This is a genomic window from Pantoea brenneri, assembly GCF_038594305.1.
GTDB lineage: Bacteria > Pseudomonadota > Gammaproteobacteria > Enterobacterales > Enterobacteriaceae > Pantoea > Pantoea brenneri.
Genome location: NZ_JBCGBG010000002.1, coordinates 58,777 through 83,392, shown reverse-complemented (window position 1 = coordinate 83,392; position 24,616 = coordinate 58,777). Strand labels below are relative to the sequence as shown.

The window sequence follows — 24,616 nt, the reverse complement described above, 5'->3', positions numbered from 1 at the left end:
CCGGAGTTGATGATGCGCCACTACTTGTTGCATCGGGCAGGACTGGGACTGCTGGTCCTGTGGGCCGCTTTTACCCTGTCATTTTTCCTGTTGCAGGTGCTGCCGGGCGATGCGGTACTGATTAAGTTCCAGAATCCGGATCTCGGTCTCAGCCCGCAGCAGATTGCTGAGATGCGTCAGGCTTATGGCGCGGACAATCCGCTGTGGCAGCAATATCTGCATACGCTGGCCGCCATGCTGCACGGTGACTTTGGCTATTCGGTTCAGGCGGGCGTGCCGGTCAGCCAGCTGCTGGTCGCTAATCTGCCGGGCACCCTGCGTCTGGCGTTGTGCGGATTTTTACTGGCGACGCTGCTGGCGTTTGCGCTGGCGGCGCTCTCCCGCCATCCGGCGCTGCGCGGCCTGCGTAATCTGCTGCAATCGCTGCCGGCGCTGTTTATCTCGGTCCCGACCTTCTGGCTGGGGATCGCCTTAATACAGCTATTCTCATTTCAGCTGCGCTGGATACCGGTGATCAATCCCTCGCCGTGGCAGGGACTGATTCTGCCGATTATCACCGTGGCGATCCCGATCTCCGCGCCGCTGGCGCAGATTCTGTTGCGCAGTATTGATGAGGTCTCAACCCGTCCGTTTGTGGCGGTAGTCAGAGCCAAAGGTGCCAGCGAAGGCTACGTGCTGTGGCGACACGTGTTGCGTAACGCCCTGCTGCCGGTGCTGACGGTGGCCGGTTTACTGCTGGGCGAACTGATCGCCGGTGCGCTGATTACCGAGACGGTGTTTGGTCTGGGCGGCCTTGGCCAGCTCACACAGCAGGCGGTTAATAATCAGGACGTGGCGGTGCTGCAGGCGGTGGTGGTGATTTCAGCGCTGGGCTTTGTGCTGATTAACCTGGTGGTGGATTTGCTGATGCCGCTGCTTGATCCGCGCTTACAACTGTTGAGAGGCACACCATGAGTCTGGTTGATTATGCCGCGGCGCGACGCCCGGCACGGGCGAAGAGAGGTGCAGTCAGCGTGCAGCCCGGCTTATGGCTGGCGGTGCTGGTGATGCTGCTGGCGCTGCTGGCGGCGCTGTTTCCTGGCCTGTTTACAGACGCCAGCCCGGTTGAAGGCGTGGCCGGCGCCCAGCGTCTGGCGCCGCAGGCCGGTCACTGGCTGGGCACCGATCAGCTGGGACGCGACCTGTTTGCCCGCATCGTTTACGGCGCGTCACACTCGCTGTCAGCGGCGTTTATTGCGGTGGCGATTGGGTTGGTTATCGGCACCGCGCTCGGCCTGATCGCCGGTGCGACAGGCGGCAAAACCGAATCGGTACTGATGCGGCTGGTCGATGTGCTGCTCTCAATTCCGGCGCTGTTACTCTCGCTGAGCCTGTTGATTCTGCTCGGTTTCGGCACGGTGAACGCGGCGCTGGCGGTGGGCACCGCCTCGATCGCCAGCTTCGCCCGGCTGGCGCGCGCTGAAGTGGTGCGCATCCGTCACAGTGACTATGTCGAAGCGGCCTATGGCAGCGGCGGCCGCTTTTTCACCGTGCTGTGGCGTCACATTCTGCCGAATGCGCTCAGCCCGGTCATCGCCTATGCCGCACTGCAGTTTGGGCAGGCCATTCTGGCGCTCTCAACCCTGAGTTTTCTTGGCTACGGCACGCCGCCGCCGATCCCAGAATGGGGATTACTGATCGCCGAAGGCCGTAATTATCTGGCCACCGCCTGGTGGCTGACCACTTTTCCTGGCGTGGTGGTGGTGGCTGTCGTGCTCGCCGCTAACCGTATCAGTCAGCAACTGTCAGGAGGCCAGCGATGAGCAGGCAACCGTTACTCGCCGTCGATCAACTTACCCTGAGTTATCGCAGCGGCAATCTGTGGCAACCGGTGGTGCACAATGTCAGTTTTACGCTTAACGCCGGTGAGATGGTGGCGCTGGTGGGTGAATCCGGATCGGGTAAAACCACCACGGCGCAGGCAATTATCGGGCTGATGGCGGATAACGGCCGCCGCGATCGCGGGGAAATCCGACTCAACGGCGTCGATATCAGTCAGTGGTCGCAGAAGCGTTTCGATTCGCTGCGCGGTGCGCAGATTAGTCTGGTGCCTCAGGACCCCGGCAATTCCCTTAATCCGGTGAAAACCATCGGTGAGCAGGTATCAGAAATTCTGCGCCTGCACCGGGCGAGTTCCACCGCCCAGCGTCAGCAGCGGGTGATTGAGTTGCTGACCCGCGTCGGGCTTAGCCATCCGGAACAGCGCGTTCACCAGTATCCACATCAGCTGTCGGGCGGGATGAAGCAGCGGGTATTGATCGCCATTGCGCTTGCCCTGCAACCGGCGTTGATTATCGCTGATGAGCCAACCAGCGCGCTGGATGTCACGGTGCAAAAGCGCATTCTTGACCTGCTGGATCAACTGCGGCGTGAGTCGGGAACCGCCGTGTTGTTTGTAACGCATGACCTGGCGCTGGCGGCCCAGCGGGCTGACCGCATTATGGTATTCCGCCACGGTGAAATTCAGGAATCCGCCCCGGCGGCCCGTCTGATTAGCGCGCCAGCACATCCCTATACCCGTCAGTTGCTGCAGGACGCCACCCCGCAACGGCGTACCCGCACTCAGAGTCAGCGCGCGCATTTTTCCGCCCCGGCGATTCAGGTCACCGCTATCGCAAAGAGTTTTTCCCTTGGTAAACAACAGCGGTTACAGGCGCTGGATCAGGTCAGTTTTCAGGTGGCACGCGGCACCACGCATGCGCTGGTCGGGGAATCCGGATCGGGGAAAACCACGCTGGCGCGCATCGTCATGGGATTTGAAACGGCGGACAGCGGTACGGTGACGCTGGACGGCGATATTGTCAACGGACTGCGCGGTGAAGCACTGCGTCAGCTGCGACGCAAAATCCAGTTTGTTTATCAGAATCCGTTTGCCTCGCTCGATCCGCGTCAGACGCTGTTTGAGATCATCGAAGAGCCGTTACGTAACTTTGAGCGCCTGAGCCGCGAAGTGCGTCGGCAGCGGGTCGAGGCGGTGACCGACAGAGTGGCGCTGCCGCTGAGCCTGTTGTCGCGTCGGCCGCATCAGCTCTCCGGTGGCCAGCGTCAGCGGGTAGCGCTGGCGCGCGCGCTGATCGCCGAACCGCAGATACTGGTGCTGGATGAAGCGACCTCGGCGCTCGACGTCACGGTACAGGCGCAAATCCTCGACCTGTTGCAGCAGTTACAGGCGGATCTGGGGCTGACCTATCTGTTTATTACCCACGATTTAGCCACGGTGCGGCAGATTGCCGACAGCGTAACGGTGTTAAAAGCGGGACAGGTGGCAGAGCAAGGTGACGTTGTCACGCTATTTTCATCCCCACGCCATCCTTACACCCGTGAATTAATCGACGCCATTCCTCCTCTTATTCCATTGAACACGCTTCCCCTGAAGACTAAGGAGTCAGCATGACCCGTCGCCTCGGCTTTTTTACCCGCCTGCTGGATAAGGTGCCTGCGAAGCAGCGTTACCGGCTGGCAACCGAACAGATTCAGCACGCGGAGCGATGTGGTTTTGATAACGCCTGGGTGGCGCAGCATCATTTTCATCAGGATGAAGGCGGGCTGCCGTCACCGCTGCTGTTTCTGGCGCACGTTGCAGCGCTCACCCGCCATATCCGGCTCGGTACCGCCATTATCACCCTGCCGATGGAGAATGCGCTGCGGGTCGCCGAAGACGCTGCGGTGCTGGATCAGCTGGCGGATGGCCGGCTGGAAATCGGGCTGGGATCGGGCGGTACGCCGTCGTCGTTTCACTCATTTGGTCAGCGTTTTGAAGCGCGAGGCGTGGCGTTTGCAGAGCATCTGCATACCCTGCTCAGCGCCTGGCGTGGCGATTCGCTCGGCCATCCTGATAACCATCTCTATCCGGCAGCGACACAACTGGCCGATCGCGTCTGGATCGCCACATTCTCCGTGGAAGGTGCGGTACGCGCGGCACAGGGCGGACACGGTCTGATGCTGTCCCGCACCCAGCCGCGCCCGGCCGACCAACCGGCGTTACCGCTTGATGCGCTGCAAAACCCACTGATTGATGCCTATCTGGCTGCGCTACCGGCGGGCGTGACGCCCCGCATTCTCGCTTCCCGCACCGCTTTTGTCGCGGACTCAACGGCGTATGCACGCCAGGTGGCCGAGCCGGGCATTCGCCAGCAGGCGCAACAGTATCGCGCGGGCGGACATCAATTGCGCGGCGAACGCTTCGACGATCTGCTGGCGCAGTTTGATGCCCACGTCGGGGATGTCGCGACGGTTCAGCGCTCGCTGGCACAGGACAGCACGCTATTGCGCGTCACCGATATCTCTTTTCAGGTGCACTCCGTTGAGCCGTCGCATGCTGACACGCTGCGCTCGATCGAACTGATTGCCGAACATCTTGCGCCAGCGCTTCGTGCGGCTGGCGAACCTCGCTAACAGGAGCACGTTATGACTCAAGCTGACGATCTGCTAAACGCACTGGCCGATATCGCCCCCGATTCTGACCTGGCACAAGCGCGCCAGGTCCGCCACGCCGCCACCCAGCATACCCAGGGCAGTTATGCGGTGCTGTTCGGCCAGCAGGAGGATGATTTTCCGCTGCCTGAACGGCTGGCATTGGCCGCGCAGCTGGCGGAGTGGCATGACCAGCCGGGCCTGCAGGCACACTATTTACACCTGCGATCGTCGCAGCCGGGCGGCGTCTCTGAGCGCGATCGGGCCGCCGAAGCGTTTGCTCGACGCCTGACCTTCGAACCGGTCAGCGCGGCACCGGCACACATTGCCGAATTGCAGCAGGCGGGCTGGAGCCCACGCGGCATTGTCACGCTGGCGCAGCTGGTGGCTTTTATCAGTTTCCAGAGCCGGTTGCTGGCCGGTCTGCGTGCATTACAGGGCGATGTGGCACAGGCTGACGCGCCGCCGGTGGTGGCTGGTCACTGGCACGATGCGCCGCACACCGCCAGCGGCAAGACGGCCGTTACCGCCTTTACCCAGCGTGAACTGGGCTGGGAACCCTGGCTGGCGGCGAAACCGCTGGCGGAGTTCAGTGCGGATGAACAGGCTACGCTGGCTAAATTTGGTCATAGCGACTCCGATTATTTCCGTCTGCTGGCGCGTAACCTGCCGCTGCTGGAACAGCGCACCCTGACCGATAAAGGCATTTTCTACACCGCGGGCGGTCTGCCACGTGCTGAACGGGAACTGGCGGCAACGGTAGTAAGTAAGGTTAACGGCTGTATCTATTGCGCGTCGGTCCATGCGCGCAAAGCCAGTCAGTTAGCGAAGCAGGATGATGCGATTCAGAAACTGCTGAACGTCGCGCCGGGTGCGGTGTTGTCCCACGGTCAAAGCCCGCGCTGGCAGGCACTGATCGCTTTCGCGGCGGCGCTATCGGTCACACCGGCGCGGCTGACGCAACAGCATATCGATGCGGTGCGTGATCAGGGGCTGGACACGCTTGCCCTGCTCGATCTGATCCAGTCCAGTGCCTTTTTTGCTTGGGCGAACCGCCTGATGCTGACGCTGGGTGAACCTTTTCTGCCGCAACAACAGGGATAACCATGACATCGTTTTCAACTGAACAACTGGTGCAGTGGCGTCGCGAATTGCATCAGCATCCGGAATTATCCAGTCACGAATTCGCTACCACCGAACGCATTACCCGCTGGCTGGAACAGGCGGGCATCCGCCTGCTGCCGCTGGGACTGAAAACCGGCGTGGTGGCGGAGATGGGCGACGGACCGGCGCTGATCGCACTGCGTGCCGATATCGATGCGCTGCCGATTGATGAAATTACTGAACGGCCGTGGCGCTCACAGCAACCGGGCGTGATGCACGCCTGCGGTCACGATCTGCATACGGCGGTGATGATGGGTGTTGCCCTGCAACTGAAACAGCGTGAAGCCACGCTGCCTGGCCGGGTGCGGATCCTGTTTCAGCCGGCGGAAGAGACCTTTACCGGCGCACGACAGCTGATCGATGCCGGTGCGCTGGAGGGCGTGCAGGCCATCTTTGGCCTGCACAATGCGCCTGATCTGCCGTTGGGAACGCTGCGGACCCGCCCGGGCGCGTTCTACGCTAACGTTGATCGCTTTGTCATCCGGGTTAAGGGCAAAGGCGCACATGCCGCGCGGCCGCAGGAAGGCATCGATTCTATTGTGATTGCCAGCCACATTGTGACCGCTTTGCAGACGCTGCCGAGCCGGGTATTCAGTTCGCTCGAGACGGTAGTGCTGAGCGTGACGCGCTTTACCGCCGGCAACACCTGGAATGTGCTGCCAGAAAGCGTCGAGCTGGAAGGCACGGTGCGAACCCATAACAGCGAGATTCGGGCGCAGATCCCGCAGCGGATTAGCGCATTAATTCAGGGCATTGCCGCCGGCTTTGGTGCCACCGCCGAACTGGAATGGACGGAAGGCCCACCGGCACTGATCAATACGCCAGCCTGGGTAGATGTGGCACTGGAACTGGCGCAGGAAACGGGCTATCTGGCCGAGCGCGCCGCCACCCCGCAGATGGGCGGCGAAGATTTCGCTTTCTATCTGCAACAGGTGCCTGGGGCATTTGTCAGTATCGGAAGCGCCAGCACGTATGGATTGCATCATGCGGGTTTCGATCCTGATGAAGCGCTGATCGAGCCTGCGGTGAACTACTTCACCCGCCTGGCGCCACGCGCGTTGCAGATTGTGGCGGCACAATGACCAAAAGAAGGAATCTGCTTATGTCTGTCCCTGTCCCACAACCGATTCTCGATCACGCTGTGATCAATGTCGCCGATCAGCTGGATGCGGCCAGCGAGCTGTTTCGTCGCCTCGGGTTCCAGCTGACCGAACGGGGTCATCACTCGCTGGGGTCCAGTAACCATCTGGCTGTTTTTGGCGAAAACTATCTGGAGTTATTAGGCTATGAGCCGGGCAAGGCCGCCCGCCGTGCCGATCTGTGGCAAGCGCCACTCGGGCTGAGCGGGCTGGTGTGGAAGAGCAGCGAAGCCGATAGTGAATATCAGCATCTGCAGCGGCAGGATCTGGATGGCGATCCCCCCGCCAGCTTTCACCGGCCGGTTACCCTGCCCGATGGCGCGGTGACTGAAGCGCGTTTTCGCACCGTGCGACTGCGTCCATCTTTAATCCCCAACGGCCGCAGTTTTTTTTGTCAGCATCTGACGCCGGAAGCGGTGTGGCAACCGGCGTGGCAGGCGCATCCGAACGGTGTGCGCAATATCAGTGAGTTCGTGATTGTGGCGCAGGACCCGGCCCTGTCGGCGCAGGTCTACAGCCACCTGTTTGGTAGCGGAAAAATTATCGCCTGTCCGGAAGGCGCTTTTGTGTTACGCGCCGGTGCTGCCACGGTGCGTTTTGCCTCGGCAGACTATGCGCAGCAGCGCTTTGGGCCGCTGCCGGAAGATTATGATGGCAGTGCGCGGATGGTGGCGCTGGGTTTTGTTACCGACGATCTGACCAAAGTCACAACCGCGCTGCTGGCCGGCGACGTCAGCTTCGAACAACAGTCGGAGGCGATTCTGGTTGAATCGGGACAGGGGTTTCATCTGGCCTTACGCTTTACCTGAGGGCGGCAGCCAGCGGAACATCGCAAAAAAAACGCCTCTGCTGAGGCGTTTTATCGTTGATGACCAGCGAAGATCAGAAGGTGATGACCAGCGATGATCAGAAGGTGTAGCTGGCGGTAACCGAGACGTTGCGCGGCTCGCCATAAACCACCGAGCTGGCGACGTTAGTGTCGTACTCTTTATCGAACAGGTTATTCAGGTTGCCCTGCAGCGTCAGGTTTTTACTGACCTGATAGCGGGCAAACAGGTCAACCAGCGCATAGCTCCCCTGACGGGCGCGCCAGGTGCCGTTGCCTTCCGGTGCACCGACGTCGTTCCAGACGTGGGTCTGCCAGTTTACTCCGCCGCCCAGCGTCAGCTGTTGCAGCGCAGGCAGGCGATAACTGGTGAACAGGTTGAAGCTGGTCTGCGGCAGTTGCGGATTAAAGGTGCTGCCGTCGCGGTTTTCCGCAATGTAACGCGTGCCGCCGAAAGTCATCTGCCAGTAATCGGTCAGTGCGCCGTTGACTTCAAACTCTACGCCGCGGCTGACCACGCCTTTACGGCCAATGTAGGCCACATCACCCGAGCCTTTTACCGTCTGGGTCGTGGCTTCGCCGACGTTATCCAGTTCGGTTCGGAACACCGACAGTGAGGTGGTAAAACGGCTGTTCATCCAGTCAGATTTCAGACCCGCTTCGTAGTTTTTACCGATCACCGGGGCCAGATACGCGCCATTGACGTCGCGATAATCCTGCGGCTGGAACACCGAGGTGTAGCTGGCATAAGCGGACCAGTTTTCAGCGAAATCAAAGATCAGCCCGCCGTAAGGCGTGGTGTTATTCTTCTCCATCTCACCGCTCGGGGTTTCGCGATTCCAGTTGGTGTAACGGGCACCAACGATCAAATGCAATGGATCGGCGAGAGAGAGGCGGGTCGCCATGTAGGTTGATTTCTGGCGAACCAGTTGGGTATCGCTGGCAGGCAAACGTGGCGTCCAGTCGGATTCCGGATACTGACCGTTGAAATCATTAAAATTACCCAGCGATTCGGAAGAGATGTTTTCGAAGGTGCTGAAGTATTTGTTGTCCTGACGGCTGTAGTTCACGCCGACCATCAGTTCATGCTGGCGGCCAAACAGTTCATAGGGACCGCTGGCGAAGGCATCAACCGCATCCACCTTACGTTTGCCGGTGTTGTAGCCGGTGCCGCCGACCACCGGATAATTGGCGTAGGAGGAGTATCCGACGCCGGTATTCTTATCAAAGAATCCATCCAGATAGAGCTGTTTACTGTCAAGTCGCATCTCGTTGTGCGCGCCGTTCAGCGTGATGTTCCAGCCGTTATCAAAGTCCTGTTTCAGATTCACAAACAGTTTACGGTTCTCTTTATCGTTGTAGGCCCAGTCCGGCGCGGTGTTGTAGCCGCGACGGCTGTGAATCTGACTGCCGTCGGTATACCAGCGTGGCGCACCGCCCCACATGGTGGAGTCTGTATTCACCTGGCTGAACTCATAGCCGACCGACAGCGTGGCCGAATCGGTCAGATCGGCATCAACCACGCCATAGACAAACTGCTTTTTCGCACCGTAGCGCTCAATGAAACTGTTGTTATCCTGCCAGCCGGCAATCAGTCGGCCACGCACGTTGCCCGAATCGCTCAGCGGCGCAGAGAGATCGGCAACATAACGCTGCTTGTTCCAGCTGCCGTAACTGGCGGAGACGGTGCCGCCGAATTCTTTGCTGTCGGCGTGCTTACGCACCATGTTGATCGCAGCGGAGGGGTTGCCTGGCCCGGTCAGCAGGCCGGTTGCGCCGCGCACCACTTCTACCCGTTGGTACAGCGCCATGTCGGTCTGGGCGTCACCCAGGTTCCAGCGGGCGGCGAATGCGGTCGGGATGCCGTCAACCATGTAGTTGTCGATCATGAAGCCGCGCGAATAGTAGTTGGTGCGGTCCATGTCACCACTGATCCCGCGAATGCCGGTGGTGTTAGAGAGCACATCATTCAGCGACTGAAGTTGCTGATCTTCCATTCGTTGCTTGCTGACAATGCTGACCGACTGCGGCACATCACGCACCGTACCGAGCATTTTTGTGCCCGCGCGGGTCACCGGAACGCTGTAATCGCTAGCCGGAGACGACGCTTCCACGCCCTCTGCCGGTGCTGATGCGCTGACGGTCATGGTCTGGTTATCGCTGGCGGCCGGCGGAGACGTTTCTGCGGCACTGGCGACATTATGCGCCAGCGAGGTGGCAATCATGGCGGCCAGCAGAGAGTAGCGCAGCGGGCGCTGCGGGGCTGACACGCCCGTTTCCCTGGCGTGCTGAACATCAAAAGACATCGTTTATTCCTCAAATTATTATGATTTTTATGCTGCCACTGTTCACGACCATGCTTCCTGCTGGCATCTCTGCCCTGCTGATGGTTTGAGGAACCAAAACCCTTCCCTGAGCGCCTGGGCGCGGGTGTGATGTTTATTTAAAACAAATGAGAAATATACGCATTGCGATTATCATTGCAAGAATTTGTTAGCAAATGATGCGAATTTATTCAGGACTTGGTGAGTGTCGGCGAGTAACGCTGGCTGGATCAGAGATCGGTGGTATTGGCTGATGATGGGTGTGTAAATTATCCGTCGGGGTTGGTAACAGAAACATTCATTATCAAACCGGAGCGAAAACCCGTCGCCAATAACTTTTCATTTAACTGAAGTTGTCTGTTTGAATGACAGAATCCCCGCCATTACATTTGGCATTAACCGCCATGAGCCTGGCTTTAAACGGGACTTTATTTATGCGCCTGAATAAAAATTTGCGCACTCTGTCAGCTATTATTATCGTTTGCAGTGCTCTCCCGGCGGGTGCGGCTTCTGTTGCGCACAGTGTCAGTGCCGGTTGGGAGAATTTCAGTAACAACGTCGCCACCACATGGCAGCAGCCAGACGGCATCGACTTTTATCTGCCGGCGATTACCTGGCATAACCGGGCAACCTACGATCGTGAACACATTGATAAGTATAATGAAAGGCCGTGGGGTGCCGGCGGAGGGATATCCCGTTATGACCAAAAAGGTAACTGGCATGGCCTCTATGTTATGACCTTCAGGGATTCTTTTAATCAGTGGGAACCCTTTGGTGGTTATGGCTGGCTAGCGACCTGGCGGCCATTATCGGATGAAAAATTCCACTGGGGGGCCGGATATACCGCTGGTGTTACCGCCAGGCATAACTGGCAATATATTCCGCTACCGGCAATATTGCCGCTGGCGTCTGTCGGATACGGTAAGCTCGACTTTCAAATGACCTATATTCCCGGCACGCACAATAATGGCAACGTCTATTTCGCCTGGCTACGCTACCATTTCTGAAAATAAGGCAAGAACGATTAGGCTGACATGGCCATAATTGAACTTTCATTCAGAATCAGCGTTTCGCCGTCGAAGCGATGGCGTAACGCCAGGTAACTTTCGCAACCGATGATCTGTTCTACCGCCGCCGAATAAGCATCCATTGCGCTGCGCATTTGCGTCAGATAATCGTGCGTGTCATACACCTTATCTATCCCTTCCAGCGCGTGGTTCATGATTTTTCTGGCGACGTCGTTCGGGGTATCCAGCGCGGAAAGTTTGGAACGCGCGGTGCGGCGTAAATCGCGTGGGGTAAAGGCGTCGAGTCCCAGCCCACGCGGGGCGCGGATCATGCGACGTAATGCCTGATTCAGCGCACCTTTTGACAGGGGTAACTGCGGATCGCGCGGTGCCGGTACCAGCCAGGGTGAGTCAGCATCGGCGGCGCGCATCAGCGCATCGATGCACTGACGCATCAGTGGCGAAATCGGCAGGATATGTTCCCGCTGTGATTTGTTGCGGGTGCCCTGCTTCCACAGGCCGAGTGACAGATCAAATTCCGCTTTTTGCGCCTGTACAATTTCATCGGGCCGTCGTGCGCTGACCAGGCACAAGCGCAGCGCCCAGCGCGCCTGGTCAGACAAAGCCCAGTTATCCAGTCCGTGCCAGAACACCCAGATTTCAGCATCGCTCAGCTGGCGACTGCGGGGCGGCGTCGCGCGTCCGGCGACATCACGTTTTTTCATTGAGGCGATCGGAGAATGATCCAGATAGCCCTGCATCTCAGCCCAGGCGAGGAACTGTTTAGTCAGGGCAAATACCCGCCGCGCCTCTTCTTTCTTACCGTCGGCAATCAAAATGTTATACAGGCGGTTGAGCCGTAAACGGGTGATCGATTTAAGCGGCTGCGATCCGATATTCGGCAGGACATGTTTCAGCAGCGATGACACGGCAATTTCGGGGCGGCGCCGACTGACCAGCAACGATAATTTGACCCAGACTTTCATCACCTGCTCGACCGAGCCTTCATCGCCAAAGTTATCCAGCTCACCCAAAGAGGCTGCTCTGACCTGATCCAGCCAGATCAACACATGGCGGCCAACATGGGGCGAACGTAATTCTGCTACCGTCACAATGATCCTTTACCTGTTCTCTTCTGCGCTGCAAGGCGGCAAATTCTAACGTTTATCGTTGTGTGACTCCAGACCTAATAAGTCTGGAGTCACAGTGACGCGTTCTGGTGAAATCTGCGACTGCTGGCGGGGTTTTCTCCCGGTCGCTGTTTTAACAAAAATTGCCGTTAAATGTGACCACGGAACCCGCTACTCCCAGGGTAATTGGTGCTGCCAGCGCTCAACCAGCAAATCGATAAAAGCGCGTATCCGCGGTGATAAATGGCGTTTACTGGGATAGATAAGGCGAATCGGTTCGGCAGTAAAGGGATAGTGCTGAAGAATGGGGACCCGTCTTCCTTTGCGGAGGGCCTCACCGATCAGATAAGTTGGCAAATGCATAATATGATAACGCCGGGGCTCTTATTGCTTCAGAACTATCGAGATTTATCGGCCGGGTCCCTCATAGATAAAAGTGCCCTGCGGCGTTCCAAACCGCCAGCTACGCCTTTTTTCCGCGCTCAGCAGAAAGAGGGTGTCATGCTCGTTTAACGCCTGCGGCGTCTCAGGTTCCCCCGCGAGCTGAGATATTCCGGTGAGGCACAAGTGACAATTTTCTGGGTGGCAATGGTTCGGGTCAGAATAGGTGAATCATCTCGTGGCTCGCCGATGCGCACGGCAATATCAACATATAATCTTTTTCAACAGGCTTATGGCAGGTGTTATTAGCACGATAACACCTGTTGTCTTATAGGGTGTTAATCATTATTAAATGGCTTAGCAGCAATTATTTTATCATTCTCTTATCGGAGATTGTGGTTATCACTTTCACGGTATCGGACAGTCAAACCATCGGTGATTGATATAATTTTCGCGCTGAAACCTGCGCGGCTAAAGCAATACAAAATGCTAGCAGGCTACAGACTATTAAGTATTCGCTCAGGGCTTTTAGCAGCGGATAGTGATCCATCATAATGCTCAGCGCAAAGGGCAGCCAGTTACCCACATAGCCGGTGATATACAGCAGGTTGATAAGGTGTGTCCGCTGTTTCTGGCGGGCAACCTGATTCACAATGGTTGCCGCACCGACCAGTATCGCCCCATAAGCAAAGCCTTCTGCAATCACTGCAACCAGAACCAGGGCGGGACTGATAAGCTGCACGCTGACCAGGGCGAGTAATATCGCCGCCAGTTGAATGCTCACCCCGATTTTTAGCGAAGAGTAATGGTGCCTTTTTCTCATCAGCCACTGGGTGATGCCCGCTGTAAGCAGGAATAGCGACAGGCAATAACTGACGATCTGCACGCTGCCGATCGCATACCCGTTGTGGGCCAGCGTCGGACCCTGTGACATCAGGGTTGATGCCATTGCCCACGAAAGAAAGATCGCCATGCAGCAGAGGTAAACATCTCTGAGAGTGAGCGGACGATGGCGCTGGAGCGTCAGGTTTTGCTGCGGCTCAGCAACCGGCTGGATTGGTTTATTCACCCATTCACGGCAACGCCAGATGGCGAAAAGGGAGAGTAAAACCAGCACCAGTAAAATAATGAACGGCGCTTTTAAACTGTAAAAATTATGCTGTACGATATTGCCGGTAATAAACGGGCCGATGGCCTGACCCAGAATTAAGGCGGCGGAGGCGATCAGCGCAGCATGATTACTGACCTCCGTTGCGAATATTTTTATCAGCGAGCGGTTAATATAGGCCATTAATATACCTGAACCTAAACCCGTTATTAATCGGGCAATCAGCAGCAGCGTAATATTATCGGCAAACATCATCAGCAGTGATGAAATTAATACGCATCCCAGTCCAGTATAAACAGGTCGGGTATAGGCTTCCGGCCGGACGTTAACTTTTGCGGTAAACAGCAGTGCGAGCAGAACACCGGCGGCGTAAACGCCAAATACTGCCATGATCTGTGAGGCGCTGAACCGGTATAAGCTGACATAAACCGGATACAGCGGCGTTGGCAGACTGCTGCTGAGCATGCCTGAAAAAAAGGCTAGCGCCAGGGCCAGTCCTGCCTGTGAGGATTTTGTCGTCGGGATCATCAGTTTTGCTATCCAGGAAAGTCGTGAAACGTCGACAGAACGTTATCACAGCCCCTTCTGGATGGGATTCGAGCCGCAGGCAAACCCACTGTGACCAGGATTCACAGTGGTCTTTGAAGAGGAGCGCGAAGGTTAACCGGCGGTGGCCTCCATGTGCCACGGATGCAGGGCAAGTTGCTGTTCCATGAAGTCGATAAAACAGCGGATGCGTGGGCTGAGATGCTGTCTTTTGGCGTAGATCAGATAGAGCGGCTCTCTGATCGGCGACTGGAAATCGGTCAATAGCGGCACCAGTTTTCCCTGCTTGATATCGCGGTGGATATGAAAATCAGCCAGCCGGACAATGCCCTCGCCCTGAATAGCCAGATCGCGCAGTAAATCACCCTGCGACAGAGAAGCCACCGGCGTTACCGGGTAAATCCGGCTCTGACCGTCTTCAGCATAAACCCACTGGTTCCAGTGGCTTTCAAAGTTGAAATGAAAACAGCGATGTTCAATCAGATCACGCGGATGGGACGGGATGCCGTACCGGCTGAGGTATGCCGGTGAAGCACAGGTAATCCACTGGCTTTCGCCGATACGACGGGCAATACGTGATGAGCTGGCCAGCACGCCACCATAGATGGCCAGGTCCAGACCTTTGTCGAACTGATCCTGATAGAGCGGCCCGGTTTCAATATCCACTTTCAGCGCGGGATAAGCCGCAATAAAAGCAGGCAGCCAGGGAAGAATCTGGTAGCGAGCAAAGGTGGTCATGGTCCGTATCTTTAGCTGCCCGCTGATCTGATTAGGCATATCTTCAGCCAGTGAATCAGCTTCGGTCATCGCATCCACCACCGCACGGGCGCTTTTGAGATAGACATGCCCTTCTTCCGTCAGCTTTAACGCGCGCGTTCCGCGAACGAACAGCCTGACCTGCAGTCTGGCCTCCAGCCGACCAATCAGTTTACTCATCGCGGAAGGCGTTAATCCCTTAGCCCGTGCGGCAGCAGAGAAGTTGCCATATTCATAGGCCCAGATGAAAGCCAGTAGCTGATTGTAATTATCCATTCTGTTCCTGGTGAACTGTCGTGAAAATGTGGGGACGCGTGATATTACCTAAATAACCCGGTGCGAAAAGGACTACCGCGGCGCTGACTGAATGAAACCGCCAGCGTTCACCGCCGGATCGCTTTGCTGCCCGACTGACGCAGAGGCTTGTCTGTTGCAGCCAGCCCACCGATCTCTGTTGTTTTCCGGCAGCTTTCGCCGCCTGTGTTTCGCGACGATCTTTAGTGACTTTCCCTGCTAAACAAAAGGAACTGACGACCTGCTCTGCTCAGTCATCCGCCTGTCAGCAACCCGCAACGTACATTAAACGGCCTAATGTGAAGGAATGTAAAGTTACGCAGATCGCATATACAATGATAACTATTCTCATTATCATGCGCATTTGCTTACATACCTTAACGATTCAGGGAGATTTTCTAAGTGAATGTAACTATGCATGTCCGGAAGCGCCCCATTGCGCTGCTGCTGGCGGGAATATTGAGTACCTCCGCCTCCGCCGCCAACGAGGCTGAGACAGAAAAGCTGGCTGATGACCAAACGATGCTGGTCACTGCTGAACAGGAGTTAAAGCAACAGCCGGGCGTTTCGGTGATTTCCGCGCAGGATATTGAAAAAAATCCGCCGGTCAATGACCTTTCCGACATCATTCGCAAAATGCCGGGCGTTAACCTGACCGGTAACAGCGCTAACGGGGTACGCGGTAATAATCGCCAGATCGACATTCGCGGCATGGGGCCAGAAAATACCCTGATCCTGATTGATGGCGTACCCACTACCTCGAGAAATTCAGTACGTTACAGCTGGCGTGGCGAGCGCGATTCCCGTGGCGACTCTAACTGGGTTCCGGCCGAAATGGTTGAACGTATCGAAGTGATCCGCGGTCCGGCGGCTGCCCGCTACGGCTCTGGCGCTGCGGGCGGCGTGGTCAATATTATTACTAAGCGTCCGACCAATGACTGGCACGGTTCACTGTCGCTGTTCACCAATCAGCCGGAAGATGACAAAGAAGGTGCTACCCGCCGCGCTAACTTTAACCTCAGTGGCCCGCTAGCCGGTGACGCGCTGACCATGCGGTTATATGGCAACATTAACAAAACCGACAGTGATGCATTCGATATTAACCAGTCGCAGAACGGTTCCGCTGCGGCTGGCCGCGAAGGGGTGCGCAACAAAGATATTAACGGCGTGCTGTCGTGGAAACTGACTCCGTTACAGGTGATTGATTTCAGCTACGGTTACAGTCGTCAGGGGAATATCTACGCTGGCGATACCCAATACAGCAACGGTGCCGGCAATGCCCTGATTGAATCGCTGGATGGCTCAGAAACCAACCGCCTCTACCGTCAGACCTACGGCATCGCCCACAACGGTATCTGGGACTGGGGACAGTCGAAGCTGACCTTCAATTATGAAAAAACCAACAATACCCGCCTGAACGAAGGGACCGCCGGCAGCGGTGAAGGACGGATTAACAGCAACACCTTTTCAACCAGTCGCTTCGAGAGTTACCGGGCCGGTGGCGAAGTCAGTTTCCCGCTGGAGCTGGTGCGGGAACAGACCGTCACGCTGGGGGCTGAGTGGAACCGCGATGAACTGAACGATCCCAACTCAATGAATGGCACCAGCGCGCCGAATGTGACCATTGGCGATGTGAGCGGCAACCCAGGTGCGCGCAACAGTAAAAACAGCGCTACCCTGAGTTCGCTCTATTTTGAAGACAACATTGCGGCTACTGACAGCACAGAAGTGATCCCCGGTCTGCGTTTTGATTATCATGATAGTTTCGGTGCAAACTGGAGCCCATCACTCAATATTTCACAGGGATTAGGCGATAACTTCACGCTAAAAGCCGGTATTGCGCGTGCGTTTAAAGCCCCTAACCTCTACCAGTCAACTGAAGGCTATTTACTGGCTACCCGCGGTAACGGTTGCCCGGTTGGGGTGACGACCGGCAGCTGCTATTTGCTCGGTAATGAAAATCTTGATCCGGAAGTCAGCGTAAATAAAGAGCTGGGCATTGAGTATAGCCAGAACGGTTATATCGCAGGGCTTACCTGGTTCCGCAACGATTATAAGAACAAGATCGTCGCCGGTACCGAGCGTATTGGTTTTGCCTCTAACGGCAACAATATTCTGCAATGGTCCAACGGTGGTAAAGCCGTGGTCGAGGGGCTGGAAGGTAATATGACCATTCCGCTGGTGCGCGACACGCTGGAATGGCGTACCAACGCGACTTATATGATTGAGTCGAAGGATAAGAAGACCGGTAATCCGCTGTCGATCATCCCGGAATACACCATTAATACTATGCTCGACTGGCAGGTGACTCAGGACTTTTCAACCAACCTGAACTGGACGATGTATGGCCGCCAGAAACCGCGCGAAAATGCAGAGTCACGAACCGAAGCAAGTTCGCCGATGTCGACGCGTGAAGTCGGTGCCTATTCCGTCTTTGGGCTGAATCTCAATTACAACATCACTAAAAATCTGCGCGCCAATGCCGGTATTAACAACCTGCTGGATAAGCGTATCTACCGTGAAGCCGAAGGTGCCTCAACCTATAATGAGCCAGGCCGGGCTTATTATGCTGGCCTGACCATGTCCTTCTGATTGTGACTGGCGCTTCCGGCTGGAAGCGCTTTTTCATCATTACGGATCAACCCCTTCCGTGACTATCGCGCCTGCGCGCAGCGTTGAAATGTGAAACGGGGGATTGAGCAGGATACAGAGACGACACATCTGACCATAAAAAAGCCCGGGCAAAGAAGCCTGGGCTGAATCGACACATTATGCATCATAATCGGGGCCTGACGCAGTGAGCCAGGCCCCGATTATTAACGTACCAGATGCAGGAAATGCAGGTGTTTTTCGTACTGATCCAGAATATCGTTGATAATCTGCTCCTGCGTCCAGCTCATCACATCGTAATCCTGCCCGCCTTCCTTCAGGTATACCTCGGCACGGTAATAGCGATGCTCTTCTTTTTTCTCATCGCCTAATGCAGCAAGAGCAAAAGTTGGCTGGATATACGAGCGGAGGCGAACTTCATAAACAAAGTTGAGTTCATTTCCCAAATCCACTTCAAAATGTACCCGGTCGTCTGCACTATCATTGAGATGAGAAACGGTGCCTTGCTTGAGCAGTTCGCCGCTGACCATATGCATGGCAGGCTGAATAACTTCATTCATAAATCGTTTTACGTTTGAACGCTTGGGAAAATAGGCAATGTTCCTCAACCGGCGTTGCCAGGAAATAGGATTTCGTGAAGCCGGTGAGGCTATGGTGGTGATCTGCTTACTCTCACGTTTGTAATAATCAATTCGCAACGCTTTAAAAAGCCCGTAAATCGACGCCAGAAGAATAATCGCAAAGGGCAACGCACTGGCGATGGTGACCGTTTGCAGCGCTTTCATGCCGCCTGCAAGTAACAGCACGATGGCAACAACACCCATCATCGATGCCCAGAAAATACGCTGCCAGACCGGCGTATTATCGGTGCCTCCTGACGCTAAGGTATCAACCACCATCGCGCCGGAATCAGCTGACGTCACGAAAAAGACGACAACCATGGCCATAGCAATAAACGACAGAACTGAGCTGAAGGGGAAGTGCTCAAGAAAGTTAAACAATGCGAGGGTCTGATCGGACTGTACGGTCTCTGCCAGGTCGCGAGCACCTTTCCTCATGATCAGCCAGATAGCACTGTTACCGAAAAACGTCATCCACAGCAATGTGAAACCGGCTGGCACAAACAATACACCGGTAACGAACTCACGGATGGTTCGTCCACGCGAAACGCGGGCAATAAACATCCCGACGAAGGGCGACCAGGCCAGCCACCAACCCCAGTAAAACAGGGTCCAGCCTCCCAGCCACTTGCTGGATTTAGGCTCATAGGCATACAGATTAAAGGTCTTGTTTACTATTTCTGAAAGGTAACCGCCGGTATTCTCAACAAACGATTTCAGCAGCAGAACCGTTGGCCCCATCGCACCAACCAGAACCAGCAACAGCACCGCCAGCGTCAGATTAATTTCTGAAAGGATACGGATCCCTTTATCCAGTCCCGACACCACTGACAAGGTGGCGAGGCCGGTAATAACAACAATCAGTATCACCTGTATGGTTTGGTTAACCGGGATTCCGAAGAGATGGTTGAGTCCGGCATTGACCTGCAGGACACCATAACCCAGCGAGGTTGCTACACCGAGCACGGTACCGATAACGGCAAAAACATCCACGGCATGCCCTATCGGCCCATAAATTTTTTCGCCAATAATCGGATAGAGTGCTGATCGCAGCGTCAGCGGCAGGCCGTGGCGATAACTGAAGAAGGCCAGTATCAATGCAACGATGGCGTAGATTGACCAGGCATGCAGCCCCCAGTGAAAGAAGGTAATGCGCAGAGCTTCCTTAGCGGCCTCAACACTCTCCGGTGTGCCTGACGGCGGTGCCATGTAGTGCATTACCGGCTCCGCCACGCCAAAGAACATCAGCCCTATGCCCATACCCGCTGAAAACAGCATGGCAAACCACGAGACATAGCTGAAATCGGGTTCAGAATGGTCGGGGCCCAGCTTGATGTCACCAAACCGCGACATGCCCAGATAGGCGACGCTCATGAGTATCAGGGCAACAGTCAGTATATAAAACCAACTGGCATTGGCGAAGATGCCGCTTTGCAGCGCGCTGAGCTGCTTGTCAGCTTGTTCAGGAAAAATTGCGGCAAAAGCAACGATAATAAATATCAGTATGGCGGAGCTGTAAAACACCGGAGGATTGATTTTACTTCGCTGAGTCTGCTCTGTTATTTTTGGTTGAGACATATAACCTCTCTGCTGGACCATTTCTGAATGTAACAGCCATTATGACAGAGCATATGAAAATTTCAGGAAACGAACGGATTTTATAGGATTTTTTTCCGCGCCTGACATAACTTCCTGACAACGTTTATTAAAATGTATTTTTATGCACACGGAATGATGGGCATTGTCATATCGTCATGCGCCATAAAAAAACCATGACTGATTCAGGCGTCACAGAGTAAAAGGTGAAACAATAAGAATTAAACCAGAATGGCCCTGAAGTGTTTAGCGGGGTCGTCTCAGGTCATAATGGCCCCTGTATTGACACCTCGACACGCCAGAATCACCGAATGTTCGGAACCAGTCTACTTTTGCCTGCTGAAACAGTGGCAAATAGCCTCACCAAACGCATCGATGAGATGATGATATTCTAATCGCTATGACGCTGAGTGACGTCATCGGAATCTGTCGGCAGGACTACCTTTCTCAGCGCCCCCTTTATTCAGCTATCCACCGTCACGGGCGTTATCCCGGCCCTGTGCGTCCGGAAAAACTGACGCCGGCATTTAAACGGGTTTAGGCGCAGTACGGTTTAAGTGAGGAGGCGAACCCGCTGACCTTCTATGAAATCAGAAACATTTCGATGTCCAAAAAGTATCCCGATTCATGCGCAGATGAATATCAGCTGATAGAAGTCATGTCGGTGATGTTCGGACAAATTTCATACCTTTTCACATCGGTGAGAAAGTCTCCTTGCAAATCATATCGTTCTCATTAAGCTATATATAAAACATATACGTTTCATATAGGGCTTACATGGGCATCGTTAAAATTTCCGACCTGATGCATGAAAATCTGCGCATTGCCAGCCAGGCGATGAGTCGATCGATCAATGCACAGGCAGAGCACTGGCTAAAGCTGGGGATGCTGGCGGAGTTCTATCCGCAACTCACTCAACAGCAGCTCGCACAGATGCTGATTCGATTAGAACTGGAAGGCAGTTCTGATATCCGACATTTACTTCATAAAGAAAGTCTCACTTCACAAGGAGATGTGTCATGAACACCGTTAAAATTCATACTGCCGAAGAGATCGAAAAGGCACGCGCGGCCGGACACGCCGCCGCACAGGTGCTGGCGATGATCACACCGCACGTTCGGCCCGGTATCACTACCGAAGAGCTTGATGATATCTGCCACGATTTCATTGTGAATGAGCTGAAGGTGATTCCGGCCAATATCGGCTATCACGGTTATACCCGTACCACCTGTACCTCGGTTAACCACGTGGTTTGCCACGGTATCCCTGCCAGCAAGAAGTTGAAAGATGGCGATATCGTGAATATCGATGTGGCGATCATCAAAGATGGCTGGTACGGCGATACCAGCCGGATGTATTTCGTCGGTACGCCGTCAGTACGCGCTAAACGCCTGGTTGATATCACCTATCAGTCGATGGTGGCCGGCATTAAAACGGTTCGTCCGGGCGCAACGCTGGGCGACATCGGTGCGGCGATTCAGCGTGTGGCGGAATCGGCTGGCTTCTCGGTGGCGCGTGAATATTGCGGTCACGGCGTGGGCGAAATCTATCATACCGATCCGCAGGTGCTGCATTACGGTACGCCGGGAGAAGGGATGCCGCTTAAAGCCGGGATGATATTTACCATCGAGCCGATGATTAATGCCGGTAAAGCGGGCACCAGCGTGCTATCGGATGGCTGGACGGTGGTGACCAAAGATCGGTCTTTATCAGCGCAGTGGGAGCATACCGTGGCGGTGACCGAGGAGGGATTTGATTTGTTGACGCCGTGGCCCGAGGGTACTGGCGACTATGCGCCAATCTGAACCTGCAGCCTGAGGGTAATACCTCAGGCTCGTTCTGACCTGATAACGCAGAGAGCGGCTATCTGCGGCCTTTAACCACTGAGGCTGCCCAGTTGAAATCACCCACTTCACTCGCCGCCAGCGAAGAAGGTTTCTTGCGGCGCAGGGGTTTTTTCTTTTCCTTTTCTGCCTGTGCTCTCTCTTTCTCAAGCTTGTTCGACATGATGAGCTGTCGCGCTTCCGTATTGAATTCTTTCTCTTTTTTACTATCAGGCTCTTTGCCGGTCCGTTGGCGATACTTCTGCACCAGCCCGTTGAACGTTTCCTCTACAGCCAGTCGTTCATCAGCGTTGAACTGATCAATCGAGATCATCTTCTTGTCGTTCATAGCATCGTGTCCAGTGGTGAATTCACCGGGCAAGTGTACCGCATCCGCAGCCGCTTCAGTGGGCTGTTTAGCATTAATCCGGCATAAGTCAGGTAATAGCTGCTGACATCGTTAACATCAGCACGATTCTCACCGAAAATTCGCGCTTTGCCCCTGTTAAAAATAAGGACATCTCTTAATATAAAACTCATCTTTATCAGGTTTAATAGCAGTGACCACGTACTGCCGGGGAGCTGAGGCTATGGCACAAGAGACCGACCGACTGTCGCAGGCTTTATTGCGACGGCATGGGATAGGCGTAAAGCAGAAACGCATCCATTTTCGCGGCAAAGATTTGCTGTTTCAGTTACATAACGCCCATTACGAGGTGTTCAATGGTAATCAATGCATTGCCACTCTCGACACCAACAACATTAATGATGCTATAAAGCAGTTCAAATTACGCAGTTTGTCGGCGGAATAAGGGTTACGCCTCCGCTCAGCCGGGCTGCTGAACCGCATCGCGGGCAGTAGCAACGATCGGCCTGCGAGCTGATAATCAGTGGACATCCACCTGCTCTGCTGGCCTGGCTTGATAGATAAAAATCGGCGAAAGGGTTTCGTCATAAACTTTCTGTTATTTCAGGCGAGGCTGATTAGAATAACCGGACATCCTTTCTGATACAGGTATCCGATGAAAATCTCTATCCACAAAGAAGATGAGCGGTTCATGAACGACTTCTTTGCTGCGCCCTGCCAGACTCTGGACGCTGATTCGCCGCAGGCCGGGCAAATCCAGCAGTCGCTGCAGTTAGCCATCCAACAAAAAAACATCGAAGCCGAAGGTGACTGGAAGCGTAGCCTGACCTTTCTGTTACTGTTTATCTTTCTCTATGCCGCGCTGGGTGCCTCGTTAACCCTGGATCTCAGCAGCAGCAGTGGTCATAAAAGTATTGAATATGCCCTTGAGGCGATTCCGGTATTGATCGCCTTCTCCGGCTTCTTTATATCGATTCTGTTTGTATTTCTGACCCGCGCCAGCGCCCGTAAGCAGCGTAACTGGGAAAAAACTATTCTGGTGCTGGAAAAATATTCCATCGGCAACCTGTTTAAAGTGACGCACACCCAGGGCGCAGGCACCAGTAACTATTCTGTCGCTAACCTGACCATTTCACTGGCGCTGTTTATTTGCCTCACCTGGCTGGTGATCTACAACTATCTTACCTTCACCACCAGCGGCGTGTTTGGCAGTGTGATCTCGCTGTTTATCAGTACCATGGTGTACGTCATTCTGGATATCCAGTTACTTAAGCCGTTCAGCCACGTTGCAGATAATGATGAAGCCGATAAAGCGGATGCGGAGAAGGAAAAAGAGCACAAATCCGAAGAGTAATGCCTGCTCAGGCTGACTGACTACAGACTATCCGGCAGCTTTGCCGGATAGTTTTTTTTTGCCCTTAGGGTGGCTGATTAGATCGCGACAGCTTACTCACCCTGTAAACGCAGACGTTTGATATCACGCTGCGGTGCTTCTCCAAACTCCCGGCTATATTCGCGGCTAAACTGTGAGGCACTTTCATAACCGACGCTTAACGCCGCGCTGCTGGCATCCAGATTGTGACTTAACATCTGCTGCCGGGCTTCCTGTAAGCGGAGTTTCTTCTGGTACTGTAGTGGGCTCAAGCCGGTAACAGCCCGGAAATGCTGGCGAAAGGTGGAAGGACTCATGTAGGCATTCGCCGCTAATTCATCAATACAGACGGGGCGGGCAAAATTCTGCTTAAGCCAGCCCACAACTCTCGAAATATGCTGCCCGGGCGATCCGGCCGTGGCCAGATGACGGAGTTGCGGCCCATGATAACTGGCTAATAAGCGAATAATAATCTCCTGCAGGATCAGAGGCGCCAGCTGGCCCGCCAAGGCTGGCTCATCAGTGAGTTTGATCAGACGACATAACGCATCAGTCAGCGCCTCGTCGAGCGAATCAACAGAAAGCGGATTAAACGGGATGTCTCTGACAGGTTTACCTGGTGTCATCAAGGCAGCCGTCTGAACCACTGTCTGCGGATCGAGCGTCAGCATCAGCCCGAGAAACGGTTGCTCAGGACTTGCCTGAGTGACATGGGATACCACCGGCAGATCGATAGTCGTGAGCAACGATTCACCGGCACCATAGTGAGTAGATTTACCCGCCAGCATAATAGTTTTTGAGCCCTGCACCACCACTCCCAGTCCCATCTGATAAATGCAATGCACTGGCGAGGTCGGAATACTGCGGCGATGTAGGGTGAGGCCTTCGATTGCAGTTGAGAAATCGCCATCGTTTTGGGCAATTCCCTTAATCAGGTCAGCTAGAGACACTGGTTGTGAAAGTGAGTTTTGTGCCACGTAAATGCCCTTTATTCGCTGCAGCAGTACAGGTAAGCAAAGATAAGACTAACCCAGCCTCGCAGCAACCCATTTGCTTTATTCAAGCCACAGAAATCATTTCGTGCAAACATTTCAGCAGATC

21 protein-coding genes are annotated in these 24,616 nt (G+C 54.9%); 13 read left to right on the top strand and 8 right to left on the bottom strand.

What is annotated here, in order from left to right:
• Positions 1–12 precede the first annotated feature (12 nt).
• Genes AABB92_RS11195 through AABB92_RS11165 form a run of 7 tightly spaced genes read left to right on the top strand, consistent with a single transcriptional unit; the run spans position 13 to position 7,564 of the window.
• The gene (locus tag AABB92_RS11195) at positions 13–954 is read left to right on the top strand and encodes an ABC transporter permease (protein ID WP_031377702.1); all 942 of its coding nucleotides are present in this window, start codon (positions 13–15) and stop codon (positions 952–954) included.
• Positions 951–1,802, top strand: coding sequence for an ABC transporter permease (locus AABB92_RS11190; protein WP_046289322.1), 852 nt, complete (start codon positions 951–953; stop codon positions 1,800–1,802). Before AABB92_RS11195 ends, AABB92_RS11190 begins: the two co-directional genes overlap by 4 nt.
• Entirely contained in the window at positions 1,799–3,433 is a 1,635-nt protein-coding gene (locus AABB92_RS11185; protein WP_046289323.1) for a dipeptide ABC transporter ATP-binding protein, read from the top strand. Before AABB92_RS11190 ends, AABB92_RS11185 begins: the two co-directional genes overlap by 4 nt.
• Positions 3,430–4,434: a putative FMN-dependent luciferase-like monooxygenase gene (locus tag AABB92_RS11180; protein ID WP_031378073.1), complete on the top strand. Its 1,005-nt coding sequence runs from the start codon at positions 3,430–3,432 to the stop codon at positions 4,432–4,434. Before AABB92_RS11185 ends, AABB92_RS11180 begins: the two co-directional genes overlap by 4 nt.
• Before the next feature lie 12 nt (positions 4,435–4,446).
• The gene (locus tag AABB92_RS11175; RefSeq protein ID WP_046289324.1) at positions 4,447–5,556 is read left to right on the top strand and encodes an alkylhydroperoxidase domain protein; all 1,110 of its coding nucleotides are present in this window, start codon (positions 4,447–4,449) and stop codon (positions 5,554–5,556) included.
• A 2-nt stretch (positions 5,557–5,558) separates the two neighbouring features.
• On the top strand, positions 5,559–6,698 hold the full coding sequence (locus AABB92_RS11170; protein WP_031374959.1) for an amidohydrolase: 1,140 nt from the start codon (positions 5,559–5,561) through the stop codon (positions 6,696–6,698).
• Between the two features lie 20 nt (positions 6,699–6,718).
• On the top strand, positions 6,719–7,564 hold the full coding sequence (locus AABB92_RS11165) for a VOC family protein (protein WP_031374958.1): 846 nt from the start codon (positions 6,719–6,721) through the stop codon (positions 7,562–7,564).
• Positions 7,565–7,661: 97 nt separating this feature from the next.
• On the opposite strand, the gene fhuE is transcribed toward AABB92_RS11165, so the two are convergent.
• Positions 7,662–9,887, bottom strand: coding sequence for a ferric-rhodotorulic acid/ferric-coprogen receptor FhuE (gene fhuE / locus AABB92_RS11160; RefSeq protein WP_031374957.1), 2,226 nt, complete (start codon positions 9,885–9,887; stop codon positions 7,662–7,664).
• 452 nt (positions 9,888–10,339) lie between these two features.
• Between fhuE and pagP the strand changes: the two genes are divergently transcribed.
• On the top strand, positions 10,340–10,912 hold the full coding sequence (gene pagP, locus AABB92_RS11155) for a lipid IV(A) palmitoyltransferase PagP (RefSeq protein ID WP_031374956.1): 573 nt from the start codon (positions 10,340–10,342) through the stop codon (positions 10,910–10,912).
• A 17-nt stretch (positions 10,913–10,929) separates the two neighbouring features.
• On the opposite strand, the gene AABB92_RS11150 is transcribed toward pagP, so the two are convergent.
• The 4 genes from AABB92_RS11150 to AABB92_RS11135 all read right to left on the bottom strand — a co-directional run bounded on the left by AABB92_RS11150 (position 10,930) and on the right by AABB92_RS11135 (position 15,109).
• Entirely contained in the window at positions 10,930–12,024 is a 1,095-nt protein-coding gene (locus tag AABB92_RS11150; RefSeq protein ID WP_238585849.1) for a tyrosine-type recombinase/integrase, read from the bottom strand.
• Between the two features lie 189 nt (positions 12,025–12,213).
• Positions 12,214–12,405 (bottom strand): LysR substrate-binding domain-containing protein, encoded by a 192-nt coding sequence (locus tag AABB92_RS11145; protein ID WP_238585850.1) that lies wholly within the window; start codon positions 12,403–12,405, stop codon positions 12,214–12,216.
• 442 nt (positions 12,406–12,847) lie between these two features.
• Complete coding sequence (locus tag AABB92_RS11140) at positions 12,848–14,059, bottom strand: MFS transporter (protein WP_031374954.1); 1,212 nt, start codon at positions 14,057–14,059, stop codon at positions 12,848–12,850.
• 132 nt (positions 14,060–14,191) lie between these two features.
• Positions 14,192–15,109 carry a LysR family transcriptional regulator gene (locus AABB92_RS11135; RefSeq protein WP_031374953.1) on the bottom strand — a complete coding sequence of 306 codons (918 nt, stop codon included), beginning with the start codon at positions 15,107–15,109 and terminating at the stop codon, positions 14,192–14,194.
• 432 nt (positions 15,110–15,541) lie between these two features.
• Between AABB92_RS11135 and AABB92_RS11130 the strand changes: the two genes are divergently transcribed.
• On the top strand, positions 15,542–17,719 hold the full coding sequence (locus AABB92_RS11130; RefSeq protein WP_031374952.1) for a TonB-dependent siderophore receptor: 2,178 nt from the start codon (positions 15,542–15,544) through the stop codon (positions 17,717–17,719).
• Positions 17,720–17,943: 224 nt separating this feature from the next.
• Here AABB92_RS11130 and AABB92_RS11125 read toward each other — a convergent pair whose 3' ends face one another.
• Positions 17,944–19,935: a BCCT family transporter gene (locus AABB92_RS11125; RefSeq protein ID WP_046289327.1), complete on the bottom strand. Its 1,992-nt coding sequence runs from the start codon at positions 19,933–19,935 to the stop codon at positions 17,944–17,946.
• Positions 19,936–20,730: 795 nt separating this feature from the next.
• Here AABB92_RS11125 and AABB92_RS11120 point away from each other — a divergent pair.
• Entirely contained in the window at positions 20,731–20,976 is a 246-nt protein-coding gene (locus AABB92_RS11120) for a ParD-like family protein (protein WP_031377533.1), read from the top strand.
• On the top strand, positions 20,973–21,758 hold the full coding sequence (gene map, locus AABB92_RS11115) for a type I methionyl aminopeptidase (protein ID WP_031377532.1): 786 nt from the start codon (positions 20,973–20,975) through the stop codon (positions 21,756–21,758). Before AABB92_RS11120 ends, map begins: the two co-directional genes overlap by 4 nt.
• Before the next feature lie 58 nt (positions 21,759–21,816).
• Here map and AABB92_RS11110 read toward each other — a convergent pair whose 3' ends face one another.
• Positions 21,817–22,125: a hypothetical protein gene (locus AABB92_RS11110; RefSeq protein WP_031377531.1), complete on the bottom strand. Its 309-nt coding sequence runs from the start codon at positions 22,123–22,125 to the stop codon at positions 21,817–21,819.
• Positions 22,126–22,366: 241 nt separating this feature from the next.
• Here AABB92_RS11110 and AABB92_RS11105 point away from each other — a divergent pair, with 241 nt between their 5' ends.
• Together AABB92_RS11105 and AABB92_RS11100 are read left to right on the top strand one after the other, a co-directional pair.
• Complete coding sequence (locus AABB92_RS11105; protein WP_031377530.1) at positions 22,367–22,588, top strand: hypothetical protein; 222 nt, start codon at positions 22,367–22,369, stop codon at positions 22,586–22,588.
• A gap of 210 nt (positions 22,589–22,798) precedes the next feature.
• A complete protein-coding gene (locus AABB92_RS11100) occupies positions 22,799–23,497 on the top strand; it encodes a RipA family octameric membrane protein (RefSeq protein WP_046289328.1) in 699 nt (232 codons plus the stop codon).
• A 92-nt stretch (positions 23,498–23,589) separates the two neighbouring features.
• On the opposite strand, the gene AABB92_RS11095 is transcribed toward AABB92_RS11100, so the two are convergent.
• A complete protein-coding gene (locus AABB92_RS11095) occupies positions 23,590–24,492 on the bottom strand; it encodes an AraC family transcriptional regulator (RefSeq protein WP_031377528.1) in 903 nt (300 codons plus the stop codon).
• Between the last annotated feature and the right edge of the window lie 124 nt (positions 24,493–24,616).

Excerpts from the sequence above, each read along its gene's own strand:
- AABB92_RS11195 (WP_031377702.1), top strand. The coding sequence starts at position 13 with ATGCGCCACTACTTGTTGCATCGGGCAGGACTGGGACTGCTGGTCCTG.
- AABB92_RS11190 (WP_046289322.1), top strand. The coding sequence starts at position 951 with ATGAGTCTGGTTGATTATGCCGCGGCGCGACGCCCGGCACGGGCGAAG.
- AABB92_RS11185 (WP_046289323.1), top strand. The coding sequence starts at position 1,799 with ATGAGCAGGCAACCGTTACTCGCCGTCGATCAACTTACCCTGAGTTAT.
- AABB92_RS11180 (WP_031378073.1), top strand. The coding sequence starts at position 3,430 with ATGACCCGTCGCCTCGGCTTTTTTACCCGCCTGCTGGATAAGGTGCCT.
- AABB92_RS11175 (WP_046289324.1), top strand. The coding sequence starts at position 4,447 with ATGACTCAAGCTGACGATCTGCTAAACGCACTGGCCGATATCGCCCCC.
- AABB92_RS11170 (WP_031374959.1), top strand. The coding sequence starts at position 5,559 with ATGACATCGTTTTCAACTGAACAACTGGTGCAGTGGCGTCGCGAATTG.
- AABB92_RS11165 (WP_031374958.1), top strand. The coding sequence starts at position 6,719 with ATGTCTGTCCCTGTCCCACAACCGATTCTCGATCACGCTGTGATCAAT.
- fhuE (WP_031374957.1), bottom strand. The coding sequence starts at position 9,887 with ATGTCTTTTGATGTTCAGCACGCCAGGGAAACGGGCGTGTCAGCCCCG.
- pagP (WP_031374956.1), top strand. The coding sequence starts at position 10,340 with ATGCGCCTGAATAAAAATTTGCGCACTCTGTCAGCTATTATTATCGTT.
- AABB92_RS11145 (WP_238585850.1), bottom strand. The coding sequence starts at position 12,405 with ATGCATTTGCCAACTTATCTGATCGGTGAGGCCCTCCGCAAAGGAAGA.
- AABB92_RS11140 (WP_031374954.1), bottom strand. The coding sequence starts at position 14,059 with ATGATCCCGACGACAAAATCCTCACAGGCAGGACTGGCCCTGGCGCTA.
- AABB92_RS11135 (WP_031374953.1), bottom strand. The coding sequence starts at position 15,109 with ATGGATAATTACAATCAGCTACTGGCTTTCATCTGGGCCTATGAATAT.
- AABB92_RS11130 (WP_031374952.1), top strand. The coding sequence starts at position 15,542 with ATGCATGTCCGGAAGCGCCCCATTGCGCTGCTGCTGGCGGGAATATTG.
- AABB92_RS11125 (WP_046289327.1), bottom strand. The coding sequence starts at position 19,935 with ATGTCTCAACCAAAAATAACAGAGCAGACTCAGCGAAGTAAAATCAAT.
- AABB92_RS11120 (WP_031377533.1), top strand. The coding sequence starts at position 20,731 with ATGGGCATCGTTAAAATTTCCGACCTGATGCATGAAAATCTGCGCATT.
- map (WP_031377532.1), top strand. The coding sequence starts at position 20,973 with ATGAACACCGTTAAAATTCATACTGCCGAAGAGATCGAAAAGGCACGC.
- AABB92_RS11110 (WP_031377531.1), bottom strand. The coding sequence starts at position 22,125 with ATGAACGACAAGAAGATGATCTCGATTGATCAGTTCAACGCTGATGAA.
- AABB92_RS11105 (WP_031377530.1), top strand. The coding sequence starts at position 22,367 with ATGGCACAAGAGACCGACCGACTGTCGCAGGCTTTATTGCGACGGCAT.
- AABB92_RS11100 (WP_046289328.1), top strand. The coding sequence starts at position 22,799 with ATGAAAATCTCTATCCACAAAGAAGATGAGCGGTTCATGAACGACTTC.